This window comes from Pseudomonas sp. 13159349, from assembly GCF_013305685.1.
In the GTDB taxonomy this organism is placed as follows: Bacteria; Pseudomonadota; Gammaproteobacteria; order Pseudomonadales; family Pseudomonadaceae; genus Aquipseudomonas; species Aquipseudomonas asiatica.
Map to the genome: position 1 here is coordinate 3,642,252 of NZ_CP045553.1, position 14,979 is coordinate 3,657,230.

Below are 14,979 nucleotides of genomic sequence, written 5' to 3' on the forward strand. Positions count from 1 at the left end.
CCTGTGAAGGCCGGACCAGGCACCGGAACAAACAGACAACGAATCCCGACCCAGGCCACTGGTATCGGGATTCTTGGGTGGCCTGCGCCGTGCCCTATCGCCCGGCCACCTCGCTGGCCGGGCTGTCACGCAACAACCGCTGCGGCAGGGCGAACCCTGCAAAGAGCGGGCGGGTGAAGGGGTTGTTTGCGCCCGTGGTGTGAACCTTGTAGCGCGCCGTATCGCCGGCAATCATGAAACCGAGATCGATACTGGTGGATGTACGGGCATTCAGCCCACCGCGGCTGAGCAGGCGGTAGAGCGACCAGGGGCCGTGATAGCCCAGGCTGACAGTGGTACCCGCAACCTGCACCAGGGTGACACGGCTATGCCCACTCTCCCCGGCAGGGCCCGGCCAGGTCATGCCGATCGGCTCCTTGCCCCGGTCCGCAAACGCATGCAGCTGCCCATCCAGGTCGAAGACGCTGCCGCGCAAGCCACCGCTGATCGCCAGAGGCTCCAGGCCAAAGCTCACGTTCAGCTCCCCGCGATTGTCGAAAAACGCGTTGCGTATGGCTTCAGCCTGCTTGAGCTGCACCATGACTTCGGGGCGGACCAGGTAACCTTCATCCGCACGGGAGTACAGCGCATCGAGGTTGTCTTCGAGAAACACCGCAAGGTACTGGTCCTGGAAGCGCTTGAGCTGGCCTTGCGGGCCAAAGAAGGCTTCAAAATCCTTGAGCGACACATCCGGCCCGGCCGGGTCGATGGGATAGCGTGAGGCCAGTCGTTCCTGGTAGACGCTGTAAACCTCGGCATCCCAACGCTGCTCCAGCTCCCGCAACGCCATGACCATCAGCACCTGCGAAGTCTGCTCCGCCAGCTGGCGAACATGCCGATTGAGGGGTTCCGGCAGGCCCGTGGCAATGCGCTGAAGGTTGCGAATGGGGTCGGGCGCCGTTTCCGAAAAACGGCTCAACACTAGCGCCAGGGCGGCCTTGCCCCGGTCAGGGCTGTCCTGCACCGCCTTCAGGTAGTCGTGTACAGCGCTGATCGCCTGGAGTGTTTCGTCATGGTAGGACGGTTTGTCACCCCGCACGTCGAGCATCCCCGAAAGCCCCGCGAAAGACCGATAGATGCCCATGGCCTGCATGCGAACCTGCGGATCGGCTTTCGAATCCTTCTCGCTGTCCGCGGCCTGCGGATAGATCAGCGTATTGCTGCGCACGGTTTCCAGCAGCCGGCGTATCGGCGCTGCCGGGCCGCTGACTTGTTCCAGAACACCCAAGGCATGCGCAAGATCGCTGAATTCGGCAACCGAAAATTGGTTCAGCACACGCCGCCAACTGTCGATGTAGTCGGCGCTGTACAGGGCTCGCAGACGCTCCGCCAGGGCCTGGCGGTCCATGTCGGAGTAGTCGAGGCTACGCCGCTCCCCTAGCACCCACTGATCGACCAGGGCGAGGTCGGCCACGTTCTGGCTATGCTGGTCGAAATAGTCGCGAAAGCCCGTCGCCGTCAGTAAAGGTGGCAGGGACAAATTGCCGTCGACGGCCGCCTGGTGATCGCGCTCGGCCAGTGGCCTGTAGACGATATCGAACGCTGGGCCGATCTCGTTGCGCAAATCCAGCTCACCGTGCAATTGCTCCCGAGCCTGCTGCCTCAAGCCGATGTAGACACGCTCGGCCAGCGGCAGCTTGCGCAGCTGCTGCTGCGCTTGGGCAACGACTTTCCGATACTCCGGCAGCTCGACATCTGCGTAGGCCAAAGCGTACCTGAGGTGGCGCATCAGCGCGGCCTGCAGCTGGCCCTGGCCCGGATACGCCCTTTGCCACTCGCGAGCCATCCATTGCTCGACCATCTCTGCCCGACGATTACCGCGATCCTCGATCATGCGATACACGCGCAATGCCGCCAACTGCTCGTCGCTACCGGGGGCGGCTTGCTTGACAGACGCTGCCACGCCGCCCGCAATCACCGGTAGAAAGCGCTGGGCCAGGGCATTCAGGTACGCCTGGTCCACTTGCGGGCCAATGGCTTTGCCCTGGTACAGCCCCATATCCGTGAACACGCTCCAACCAGAGCGATAATCGCCGTACAGGCTCACGGCATCACGGATCTCATTCAAGGGCAGCAGCAGGCTGCGCCCGGTCAAATCATCCTTGGCGTCCGTGCTGGTGTCGCTGAACGCAAGGCTTTTCTCCAGCACCTGCTCCGCCTTGTCACGGTTGACGCTGTAGAAGTACGCCCAACCACCGGCCATGGCCAACCCGCACACACTCGCCGCCACGGCGCCGCCCTTCAACAGGCGGCCCTTGCGCCGGGCGACCTTGCGGTTGTCGCCCGCCAGGCCGGCCTCTGGGTAGACCACGCGTTGCAACAGCCGCTGCGCGAAATACACCACGGAGGTGCCTTGCGGCTTGGTCGACAAAGCCGGGGCAGCGAAGGCAAAGGCGCGGGCAGAAGCATCCGCCAGCAGGTTGCGCACTTCGCCTCGCTGGTAGACCGAGGAAAAGTACAGGCCACGAACCAGGGGTGGGGTGCTGTAGCGGTCACTGACCAGTACATCACCAAGGAAATTCAGCAACATCTCCTGCGCCCCGCTCAGCTCCCGAAGCAGCGAGCAGGCGCTCTTGCCCGTGGTGCCAGGCGCGCCCACGGTAGCGCTCATCAGTTGCCTGCCGAGGCGCCCCAGAAAGCCCTGATAGGCTCCCTCCAGCTCGTGCAGCCAGGCATCGAAGTCCTTTACCGAACCCAACGTGAAGGTAAAGCCCTGCACCTCTTCCCGCTCACGGGCCGGGAGCGCGGCGAACAGTTCCTCGAAACCGTCCAGCAAGTCGAACTTGCTCATCACCACGTACAGCGGCAAGCGCGTACCCAACTCACCGCCCAGCTCCGTCAGGCGCGCGCGCAGCATCAAGGCCAGGTCACGTCGCGCCTTCGCCGATCGCCCGAACAGGTTGACCATATCCACCAGCAAGACCACGCCATTGAGTGGCCGTCGGCTGCGGTTCTGGGCAAGCCAGCCAATCATGTGCCGCCACAGGCGTCGCTCGACGCCCGCCGGCAAGCCTGTGGGCTCGGCCGGTGCTCTCGCCGTCAGTGCAGCCTCCTGCACTGCTGGCAGCGTGTTGTTATCGCCCCCCTCCTCCTTGATGGGCTTGACCACACGCGCCGGGCGCTCAGGCTGGCTGATGAACTCGCCCGGCGGATCGATCAGCACCGCGTCGTCACCTACCCACCAGTCGATGCCAAAAGCCAGGTCCGGATCCGTACTGGCCTGCTGGGTGGCGCCATCGGTGCGGGCGAGTGCAAAACGCTGATCCGAACGGCTGACGAAGCTCGACTTGCCCGCATTCTGTTCGCCAAGGATGAGGTACCACGGCACATCGTAACGGTGCCCGCGGCCACCTTGGCTGTCGCGCAAGCGGGCCAGGCTGCTGTCGAGGGAGCGCTGCTGGGCCTGCAGATACACCAGGCACGGGTCTTCCACCTCGCGCCGCTGCCGTTGCTGTTCGCGTACGATCGAGCGGTTGCGCCGATGCACCCACGCGCTCCATGCCAGCAATGGCAGCATCACCAGCAGCACGGTTGCCGCAATCCGCACCGGCAGGTCAACCAACGGTTGCTGCTCACGCCAACGCCATTCAGGCCCCAACCACCATAGCCAGACCACTGCGGCAGCAACGCCGAGCAGTACCACACCAACAACTACCGGCATTGCCTGACGCTGCACCAGCAATACACCGCGCAGCAGACTGTCCTTGTTCACTTTCATAGCGGCAAACCTTACCGACTGCATATCCGAATGATTTAAGGCACCTCACAGTGCACACTGGCAAAAACAGTAGCAGCATTGAAAAACACTATTCAATGATATCAAGCAAGAAATACCAGCTAACACTTTTCTTACAGACGCCGGTGACTTTCCTGAATTATTAAATAAAAAAGCACTTGCTCCAGGAAAGTTAAAAACCCATCAACTTGTGGGAACTTTCCTACAAATAAGCCATGCACACTTTTCATCAACCCCGGCACATGCCACCAGATAGAGCGTCCAACGCGATAAACATGAAGTTCAAAGACTGGTTCATGCAGGAGCAGCAGACCCTACGGGAATTGGGTGACGACTTTGTCGAGGACGACCCGCGTCTGGCGCCTGTCCTCGGTCGCACCGCCTCGGACCCGGCCAGCGAGTACCTGATGGAACACTTCGCCTTCCTGACCGCTCGCCTGGTCATGAAGATCGAAGACCATCTGCCCGAGCTGACCCACCCGTTGCTGCAGCTGCTCTACCACAATTTTCTGCGCCCGCTGCCGAGCATGACACTGATGCAGTTCCAGCCTGTCGACCACGCGCTGAGCGAAACCCAGGTGCTGCCCAAGGGCACCCCTGTGTTCTCCCGAGCCGTTGACGGCGTGAGCTGCGAGTTCCGCACCTGCGTGGACCTGGCTATCGCGCCGCTGGAAATTCGCAGCATCACCACGCAACCCAGTGCCGAAGCACCGGTAGTGCGCATCGACCTGGGCGCCTTGTCCGAGCAGCCGCTGCGGCAGATGAAGTGCGACCAGCTGCGGTTTCATCTGGCTGGCAGTAAACGCAATGCGCTCACCCTCTACCAGTGGCTGGCGCGGCACCTGAACAAGCTTGATCTGCATATCGGCCAGCACCGCTTTGCGCTCCCCCCCTCAGTGGCCTTCGTCGGTTTCGAGGCAAATGAAGCGCTGCTGCCCAGCCCCGGCGAGCAGATGGATGGCTACCGCATCCTGCACGAATTCTTCTGCTTCCCGGAGCGCTTTCATGGGTTTCGCATCGACGGGCTAGGCAGCTACTGGCCTGACGAGGCCGCCGTTCATATCCAGCTGGAGTTCGGTTTCAGTGCGCCCCTCCCGCCCGACATACAGATCGACCAGACAACGATCCTGCTCAACTGCATCCCTGCCATCAACCTGTTCAGTTGTACGGCAGAGCCCATCCCGTTGAATGGCCAGGCGCTGTGTGAAACCGTGCGAATGGGGCGCCAGGGCGGCAAGAAAGGTGAAATTTTCAGCATTGATCGGGTCAGCAGCCAACGCCAGAAATCCAGCGATCACGTACAGGACTTCAAACCCTTCGAGGCCCTGGACCGCGACTTCCCGTTGGCCGAGCCGACGCCCGCCCGCTACTACAAGCTGGACATCGAGCAGGAACCCGTCAATGACAAGGTGCAACACAGGATTAGCCTGGTGCATCACAACCTTGCGCCCTACCTTGGCCTGCACGAAGAACTGAACATCGACCTTACCTGCAGCAACGGGCCCCTTGCGCAGCAGCTCAGGGTTGGCGAGGTCGATGTGACCACCCAGGACACCCCCTCGTTCGTCACCTATCGCAACCTCACCCGCCCCACCCGCAGCTACCCGCCGATGCTGCAGAGCGGTGGCCAAGGTGAGCGCCACTGGGCGCTGGTCTCCAACCTTGCGCTGAACAACCTGTCGCTGTCTTCTCCTGCAACCCTTGCCGCGGTACTGCGGGTTTACGACTTTGTCGCCGCCCATGACCTGCAGCAGGAGCGCAATACCACCCAGCGCCTCGACGCCATCAGACAGGTGGACAACGAGCCCTGCGATTGGCTGGTCAAGGGCGTGCCGGTTCGGGGCATGCGCACCACCCTGCACATCGACCCTGCCGGCTTCGAATGCGAGGGTGAGGTGCAGCTGTTTGGCAACGTGCTGTCCCACTTCATGACGTTGTACGCCAACAGCAACTCATTCCATCAACTGCAGATCATCAACACCGCCAACGCAACCCGCCAGCTATGGCCCGCCCGGACCGGGCGGCAGCCGGTGATGTGACCAGGAGGTCCGCTCATGAACAACGCGCCCGAGAAAGACTTCGAGAACACCCGGGTAGACGCCCGCGCCGCTCCCCCGCTCAGCGAACTGTTCCCTCATGTCGACGCGCTGGGGTTCGACACCCGCTCGAACACCACATTCCCGCTCTTCGACATCGCCTCTCCCCTGTTCGGCCTGGTCATTCGCCTGGAAGGCACCGAACACTATGACCACGTCGAGCAGTTGCATGCCCACGTCAAGAACATGATCCACGGCATGGTCGAGCAGGTACGCCAGCTTGAACACTGCGACGAAGGCGACCGCGTGGTGTTTTCCTACTGCTTGTGTTGCGTGGTCGATGAAGCCGTGATGACCACCTCCTGGGGGCGCGACTCGTCCTGGAAGGCCCAGTCCTTGCTCAGCGCCATCCATCAGGAAACCTGGGGCGGCGAGAAATTCTTCAGTGTGCTCGAACGCTTGCTGGACGCCCCCGAACAGCGCTACGACCTGTTTGTGTTCCTGTTCTGGTGCCTGGCACTGGGCTACCGCGGCAAGTACGCCAACCAGACCAATGGCGATGAGCAACTGGCCGCCTGGCTCAAGCGGGTCCATGACCGGATCGTTGAACTGCATGGCCCCGAAGCCGAATCGCAACCGCTGACCGACCCGCTGGCCAATGTCGCGCCCCGGCATTACCGCATGAACCGCCAACTGCCCTGGTGGACGCCCTGGGCCGTAATGGGCGTGTTCTGCACAGGCCTGTATTTCTACTTCGCCACCAAACTTGACGGCATTACCCAACAAGTACTGGCATCACTGCAGGCGATGCTGCAGCCATGAACTCGACAACCTCGAACTGACATGACGCAACAGTCACTGTGCCGATGGGCGCAGCAAGTAAAACTTTGCCCGAAACAAGATAGATCCTGCATTTAGCGAAACTTCCTACAAATTTTTAGGAAGCAACTTTCACGACCAGGAACGGATTCCTCATTACGGTCGTGAGCACAACTAATGCCTCGCGTCATAGGACGCGTCCGGTTTCATGAACCTGCCCGATGGGACGAACCGCAGGAGTACGCATGAGCAACCTGAATGATGTGCGCTTTACCTTCAGTACCCCAGCCGACGAAGCCATTCAGTTTGATGTCGTGTCATTCGAGCTGACCGAAGGCGTCAGCCAGTTGTATCGCCTGGAAGTCGAACTGGTGAGTTTTGCCGACGATGCCGACTTCGCCACTCTGCTCGACCACCCCGCGCTGCTGACCATCTGGCAGCAGGAGCAACCGGTGCGTCACGTGCATGGCCTGATCAGCAGCTTCGAACAGGGCAAGACCGGCCATCGCCGCACCCGCTACCGCGCCATTGTCGAACCGCAGCTGGCCCGCGCCGGCCTGCAGTCGGACTGGCGCATCTTCCAGCACCGCCCCGTGCCGCAGTTGCTCGAGGAACTGTTCCGCGAGCGCCGGTGGGGAGCGTTGACCCAGCACCTGGTCAACCCGCACCAGACGCGTGAGTTCTGCGTACAGGCCGGTGATCTGGACCTGAATTTCTTCTGGCGGCTATCGGCAGAAGAAGGCCTGATCTCGGTCTTCGAGCACAGCCAAGGCAGCCATGGCGTCATCCAGGCGGACCAGATCAGCCAGTTCGGCAGCCTGGAAGGCGACCCGGTGCTGTACGTGGCCAACCGGGGTGGCACGGCGCGCCAGCCCTGCCTGCATGACTTCCGCTATCGCGAGCAGGTACGCACCAGTATCCAGGTCCAGCGCGACTACACCTTCACCCACCCGCGCTACAACCTGGAACACACCCTGTACCCCAGGGACATGGGCAACCAGGGCAACGAGTACGAGCGCTACGACTACCCCGGCCGCTACAAGCACGACAACGCCGGCAAGCCGTTTACCCAGACCCGCGTCAACGCCTTGTTCGGCGATGCCCGGGTGGCCCAGGTCAAAGGCGACGACGCGCGCCTGCAGCCGGGCATTGCCTTCCAGCTGGCCGGCCATGCCCGTGAGGACCTGAACATCCTCTGGCGGCCGATGCAGATCACGCACAAGGGGCAGCAGTTCACAGCGCTGGAAGAGGATGCTGCCGAAGCCGAAGTCGGTACCTCCTACACCTTCACCGCCACCTTGATTCCAGCCCGGGTCGAATGGCATGCCCCTGCGTGCCCCAAGCCCGTGATCGACGGCCCGCAGATGGCCAAGGTGGTCGGCCCGCCCGGCGAGGAAATCTACTGCGACGAGCACGGCCGCGTGCGCGTGCAGTTCCCCTGGGACCGCCTGGGCCAGGATGACGACAAGAGCTCGTGCTGGGTGCGGGTGACCCAGGCCTGGGCCGGTGCCACCTGGGGCCATATGGCCATACCCCGCATTGGCCAGGAAGTGGTGGTCAGTTTCCTCGATGGCGACCCTGACCAACCGATGATCACCGGGCGTAGCTACCACATCGTCAACCGCCCGCCGTATCGCCTGCCCGAGTTCAAGGCGTTGAGCCCGATCCGCAGCAAGGAGCACCACGGCAAGCGGCATAACGAACTACGCCTGGACGACACCACCGGGCAGATCAGCGCGGCGCTGATGAGTGACCACGACCACACCGCGCTGCACCTGGGTTACCTGACCCATCCGCGTCACTTCGGTGGCCAGCCCCGTGGGCAAGGTTTCGAGCTGCGCACCGATACCCACGGGGTGATCCGCGCAGGCGGCGGCCTGCTGCTGACCACCGAGCTGCGCGCCCGCGCCGTCCAGCACCACACCGACCTGGCCGAAACCGCCGAACGCCTGCAGACCGCACAGCAGTACCACACCACCTTCGCCAGGGTCGCCCGCGACCACCTGGCCCAGGAAGGTGGCGATCAGGATGAGGTCGGTGAAGCGCTCAAGGCACAGCACGACGCCATCTGCGGCTACGGCGGCAACCCTGAAGCCAACCGGTTTCCGGAACTGGCCGACCCGCAGCTGGTGCTCGCCAGCCCGACCGGCATTGCGACCACCACCCCGGAATCCACCCACATCGCTAGCGGCGAACATCTGGGCCTGAGCACGGGTGGCCACACCAGCCTGGCCATCGGCAAGCGCCTGCTGATCAGTGCCAGCCGAGGGGTACGCCAGTTCGTCCAGAGCATGGGCTGGCGACTGGTCGCGGCCACCGGCGACATCGACCTGAAGGCGCTCAAGGACAACATCAACCTGCTGGCCAAGCTCAAGGTCAGCGTCACCGCCGAACGCATCACCATCAGCGCCAAGGAGGAATTGGTCATCCAGGGGGGCGGTAGCAGCAGCACCTACAACGCAGGCGGGATTCTGCATGCCACCGCTGGCCAGTACACCGCGCACGCGACCGGCTTCTTCTACAAAAGTGCACAAAGCCAGACGGCCACGTTCCCGGACGCGCCCAAAACCGACAAAGGCAACCTCGACCTATTCCGCAACTACGCCAACAACCGCCCCTTGAAAGGCTCCGGGTACCAGGTAGAGGACGCGCTGGGCCAGGTGCTCAAAGGCACGCTGGACGAACAAGGATTTGCGGCGGTAGCAGCTGTAAGCCCGGGCCCCACAGCCGTTGATTTCGAGAAAGACCCAGCCGACCCATGGGTAGCCGGCAGCTACTTCGGCAACCTGAGAAAGGACTTTTCAGGCCCGGCTGCAGCGCTGACGCTACCTGCCGCCCTGCAGGGCACCGAAAACCTCGCGAAGCATGCGGCACAAGCGTTCAAGGCCCCGCTCGACGCCATCGCCCCCTCGGCACCTCCCCCTTCCCGGCTCGGCACTGCCAGTGCCTTGGCTACCTCACTCGTCCGGGAAGGGAATTGAAACGATGACCCCACAAGAAAAGAAAGAAATCGAAGAACGCGAAATCGCACTGGTCCCGTTGAACAACCTGGTCGCCCAGGATATCGGCCAGGGTGAAGCCACGGTAAACGCCTGGCTGCTGGAACTCAGCGGCAACACCATCGACCTGGCCACCGTCAAGGCCTGGGCCGGTGCAGTGCCGGTGGTGGGCAACATCGTCGCCTTGTTCGACGCCTTGGGCGACATCATCCATCTGGCCAAGACCGGCTCGAATGACCCGCTGGACTGGGTCAGCCTGGGCATCAACCTGATCGGCGTAGTACCCGTCCCGCCGACCATGGCCGCCGCACGGATGACGTTGCGCCCGGTGCTGTTCCTGGCCCGACAGCAACTGAAGAAAAACAAAGGTGACTTCGCCCAAGCCGTCATGAACATCATGGTCGGCCACCTCAGTGCCACGCTGATGGGCGAAATCGAAACCTTCGTCGAGCGCGCCGAAACCGAACTGCCTGGCATCTTGAACAATGCCGCCAACACCGGCTTCCAGACACTCAACAGCCTGGCGGATGCCATCGAGCGCATCGCCAAGGGCGAGATCGACACCACCCAGCAGCGCAAGGCGATCATCAACAGCGCCCAGGCAATCTACGCCCCCATCGAAGAGCCGTCCCTCTGGGACCTGCTGACCCGGGCCGAAGCGGTCATCAGCGCCACCGCTGGTGCGGTTCAGTACGGCGCGACCGAGGGGTACAAAGCTGCAGCGAGCAACACTGGCTGGGTCCTGAAGCTCGTCCAGCCACACACCAATGTGCTCAGGGGCCTGGCCCAGCTGATCCGGCAGATGCTGACCGCCCTGGCCGACCCCGCCACGCAAAACAGCATTGCCTGGCTCCTCGCCCAGCTCAACGCAGGCCTGCGCAAGCGCAAACCCGCGCGCCGGGTGTCGGCCAATACCCCGGCGCACGGCTCGGGTGTGGCAAAGGACAAGGGCACCGAAAGCCGCGTGGAAGCCACCCGCAACGAGGCCCGCCCTAAAAACGACCCACGCTGCGACCTGAACGGCACCTGCCCCGGCACCAGCAAGAGCATCAGCTATGCACGCGGTACCGAAACCCTGGTGCATGTCGACTTCAACCTGCCGGGCGTGTTTCCTGTCGCCTGGGCACGCACCTACCGTTCCAGCCTGGACGCCTACGATGACAGCGAGTTCGGTGCCCGCTGGATCACGCCATTCTCGATGCGCTTCGATGTGGTTGACGAGGGTGTGCTGTACCACGCCGACGATGGCCGCACCCACAGCTACGCCCTGCCCAAGGTTGGCAAGCCCCATTACGACCCGGTAGAGAAGACGGTACTCATCCGGGTCGACGACAACCACCTGAGCCTGGCCCACGGCCACCAGCGCCAGGAACACTACCAGCGCGTCGGCGATCACTTCCGCCTGGTCGGCATCATCCAGCGCGGCGGCGCGCGCATCGCGTTGCATTACGAGCACCAGCACGCCGGCAAGGCAGTGCTCTCCGACCTGGTCACCTACCAGGATGAAGACCAGCACCAGCATGTGCATACCCAGCTCGATGAGCAAGGGCGTATACAGGCACTCTGGCTGATGCAGGACGGCCGGCAAACGCGACAGCTGGCCAGCTACGACCATGACGACCAGGGCGACCTTCGCGCGGCACGCGATGAACATGGGGCGCAGTGGACCTACCAGTACCAGCACCACCTGGTCACGCGCTACACCGACCGCACCGGGCGGGGCACCAGCCTTGAATGGCAGGGCGAAGGCCCGGACGCGAAAGCCGTGCGCGAATGGGCGGATGACGGCAGTTTCGACACGCGCCTGAAATGGAACAAGCATATCCGCCTGACCACCGTCACAGATGCGCTTGGCCAGGAAACCCGCCACTACTACGACTACCTCGGCTACACCTACCGCATCATCTACCCGGACGGCAACGAAGAGTGGCTGTTCCGCGACGATGGCAAGAACGTCATCCAGCATGTGCATACCGACGGCAGTATCGACCGCTATGTCTACGACGAGCGCAGCAACTTGCTGCAGCACACCCGCCCCGATGGCTCCGCGGTGCACCACGCCTACGACGACCTCGACCAGCGCTTCAAGACCCGCGACGCCGAGGGCGGCCTGTGGAAGTACGACTACGACCAGCGCGGCAACATCATCGAAACGCTCGACCCGCTGGAGAACAAGACCCAGTACACCTACAACAGCGATAACCTGCCCATCGCCATCATCGACGCCAACGGTGGCGAGAAGAAGCTCGGCTACACCCGCGACGGCCAGCTGGCCAGCTACACCGACTGCTCGGGCAAGACCACGCTGTGGAAGTACGACGGGCTCGGGCAACTGAGCAAAGCGATCAACGCAGCGGGGGAAACCACCGAATATCACTACCAGGCCGGTCAGCTGGCCCGCCTGGTATACCCCGACAAGACCCAGGACCGCTTCGAACACGATGCCGAAGGCCGCCTGCTCAGCTATACCGACGCGTTGAACCGTCGTACCGCCTGGGCCTACAACGAGGCCGGCCTGATTCACCAACGCCACAACCCCGACGACAGCACCCTCACCTACCACTGGAACAAGCTCGGCCAGTTACTGCGGTTGCGCAACGAGAACAACAGCGAGGCCAGCTTCAAGTACGACCCGGCCGGGCGATTGATCATGGAGACCGGCTTCGACAAGCAGGTCACCGATTACCTCTACGATCAAAGCAGCAACCAGCCCACCCGCCGCATCGATGGCGACCGCATCACCCGCTTCGAATACGACGCCATGGGCCGCCTGGTGAAAAGCCATGCCGGCCAGCGCGGTGGCAAGGAGTGGGAAAGCGAAACCTTCGCCTACGACGGCAACGGCAACCTGCTACTTGCCGAGAACAAGGCCTGCAAGCTGCAGTGGTTCTACGACCTGGCGGGCAACAACACCCGCGAGCACCAGCACTTCAAGTACATGAAGGAAGCGAAGGTCGCTGTCTTCAAGCATGAGTACGACGCCCTCAACCTGCGTATCGCGACCACCCGCCCTGATGGCCATCGGGTCAGCTGGCTCACCTATGGCAGCGGCCACCTGCTCAGCCTCAAGCTCGACGAGCACGAACTGCTCAGCTACCAGCGCGACGACCTGCATCGGGAAATTGGCCGCGAGCAAGGCAACGGCCTGGTTCAACGCCAGACCTGGACCCCGAATGGCCAGTTGCAGCAGCAGACCCTGGCCCGACGCGGCGCCACCCGGCGCATCGCGGTGCGCGACTATCAATACGACCTCAGCGGCCAGCTCACCCGCGTGGATGACCTGAACCGTGGTGACACCTATTACCGCTACGACCCGGTCGGCCGCCTGCTGGAAGCGGGCGATTTCTACAAGAAAGAGCTCTTCGCCTTCGACCCGGCGAGCAACCTGCTCGACCCACAAGCCCCGCCCGGCCCCAACCCACACTCACCCCGCCGGATCAACGACAACGTACTGCGCAGCTACTGCGGCACGCAGTACCGCTATGACGAACGCGGCAACCTGGCGGAGCGCACCACGGGCAGCACGAAAGGCCACTTTGACTGGGACCTCTACAACCGCCTGCGGCGGTACGAGGATGACCGACTGATTGTCACCTATGCCTACGACGCGCTCGGGCGGCGGTTGTACAAGCACTCACGCTCCAAGTACCGCGACCGACCACAGGCCGGCCCGGTGTGGAACCAGAATGCCCGGCGGCAGCGGGATGAAGAGTTGGGTTGTGGGTACACCTGGTATGTGTGGGAAGGCGACACGCTGGCATTCGAGTGCCGGGACCGGGAAGGCAAAGGCCACACCACTCACTATGTTTTCGAGCCCGGGACCTTTGTGCCGGTGGCACAGGCGGTGTCCAACCATGTCGTCGAGTTGTTGCGCCAGCCGGTGTATGTGTTCCCGTATGACATCGACAAGGATCCGGTGTGGCTGCATAAGCCGATGCCGAAAGCGTTTGATGCAATGGCTTGGTACCAGTGCGATCAGCTAGGGACGCCGATGGAGTTGACCGGTGAAGATGGGGAGATTGCCTGGAGCGGGAGGTACAAGGCCTGGGGTTTGGCGGAGGAGCAGCGGAGTGACGGGGCGAAGTGGGCGGAGATTCGTAATCCGCTACGCTTTCAGGGGCAGTATTGGGATGTTGAGACGGGGCTGCATTATAACCGACATCGGTACTATGACCCGCAGGTCGGGCGGTTCATAGGTAAGGACCCAATTGGTTTCTGGGGTGGGATCAATTTCTATGCCTTTGCTCCGAATCCAATTGAATTTACAGATCCGCTAGGGTTAGTAAAAAAAACACCTGCTTTAGGCAGTGAAAAAAATCCCTTTGCTACATCCCGAGGAGCGCGACGTGAAGCCATGAGACAAATACATTTACCGACGAGCCAGCAACCTGTCAGCCAATCGAGAAACCAGTCAGGATTTGAATATCGCTTTGAAACATCCCAAGCTGGAGGAGGAAAGGGATTGGCATCGGTACAGCAACAAACAATGGATCTAAGCCACCCAGATAAGCCTCACTGGGAGGCAGGAACGGTTAAACTTGATGATCAAGGCAACCCAAGAATGAGCAAACACTCACGCCCGCAAATTCAAAATGGAAAAGGCAAAGCATTTTATGAAAAGGAGTGCTGCCAATGAAAGCCGACCACTATAAAAAAGAATTACTTTACCGAAAAGCACAGGGAAATAAGCGCCTGAACAAATTTGAGTCAAAAAAAGAGAATTTGATTTCAAACGCAAAAAATTGCGCCACACAACTTAACCTACAAGAAACCGATAAACTAATCCAAACAATCGGGGCAGCACACTGGTCTTCGTTCACCAGTGCAGCCTTTCCATCCACCGCAGATTTCTTTAATTACATCGAAAACAAATTAAAACAAAAGGAATACCACATACTAATTGATGATGACTGGAGATATTGCGGAGCAATACTTGCAAAGGATAACTGCGAATTAAATAAAAATTTCAATTTTGACGAAAACGAAAGCGATGAAATTAGATTTATTTCTGCAGACCTCTCTACATTTGCATCAATAGATTACATTCACAACCACTACCCTCCCTACTATGAATACTTAATTAAATGGCGCTAAAGCAGAGCAACAGGGTCCGGATGGCGGGGGGTGAGGACGAATATGGGGAGATTGTCTTAGGCGGGAATTACTTAGCGGAGGATACACGGCGCGACGAGGCCAAGTGAGTAGAACTCGCAATCTACTACTTTTTTGGCAGCATTTTAATATGGAGACGAGGCTACACTACAACGAAAGGAACCGGCAGGCAGGTCCCTCTCTAGCACTAGCAAAAGCAACCAACTCCTAACAGCGCGCCCAAAAACCAATGAAAACA

The 14,979-nt window shown here is 61.2% G+C and carries 6 protein-coding genes; 5 read left to right on the forward strand and 1 reads right to left on the reverse strand.

Going from position 1 to position 14,979, the window contains the following annotated elements:
- Window positions 1-94 precede the first annotated feature (94 nt).
- Entirely contained in the window at window positions 95-3,757 is a 3,663-nt protein-coding gene (gene tssM, locus GEV38_RS16855) for a type VI secretion system membrane subunit TssM (protein WP_054572615.1), read from the reverse strand.
- A 293-nt stretch (window positions 3,758-4,050) separates the two neighbouring features.
- Between tssM and tssF the strand changes: the two genes are divergently transcribed.
- The 5 genes from tssF (at window position 4,051) to GEV38_RS16880 (ending at window position 14,723) form a co-directional block, all read left to right on the forward strand.
- On the forward strand, window positions 4,051-5,814 hold the full coding sequence (tssF, locus tag GEV38_RS16860; protein ID WP_173895900.1) for a type VI secretion system baseplate subunit TssF: 1,764 nt from the start codon (window positions 4,051-4,053) through the stop codon (window positions 5,812-5,814).
- A 15-nt stretch (window positions 5,815-5,829) separates the two neighbouring features.
- Window positions 5,830-6,633, forward strand: a complete 804-nt coding sequence (gene icmH, locus GEV38_RS16865) for a type IVB secretion system protein IcmH/DotU (RefSeq protein ID WP_025338729.1) — start codon at window positions 5,830-5,832, stop codon at window positions 6,631-6,633.
- A gap of 242 nt (window positions 6,634-6,875) precedes the next feature.
- Window positions 6,876-9,611 carry a type VI secretion system Vgr family protein gene (locus tag GEV38_RS16870; RefSeq protein WP_054572613.1) on the forward strand — a complete coding sequence of 912 codons (2,736 nt, stop codon included), beginning with the start codon at window positions 6,876-6,878 and terminating at the stop codon, window positions 9,609-9,611.
- 4 nt (window positions 9,612-9,615) lie between these two features.
- Window positions 9,616-14,265 carry an RHS repeat-associated core domain-containing protein gene (locus GEV38_RS16875; protein WP_173895903.1) on the forward strand — a complete coding sequence of 1,550 codons (4,650 nt, stop codon included), beginning with the start codon at window positions 9,616-9,618 and terminating at the stop codon, window positions 14,263-14,265.
- Window positions 14,262-14,723, forward strand: coding sequence for a hypothetical protein (locus GEV38_RS16880; protein ID WP_054572612.1), 462 nt, complete (start codon window positions 14,262-14,264; stop codon window positions 14,721-14,723). Before GEV38_RS16875 ends, GEV38_RS16880 begins: the two co-directional genes overlap by 4 nt.
- Window positions 14,724-14,979: the final 256 nt, after the last annotated feature.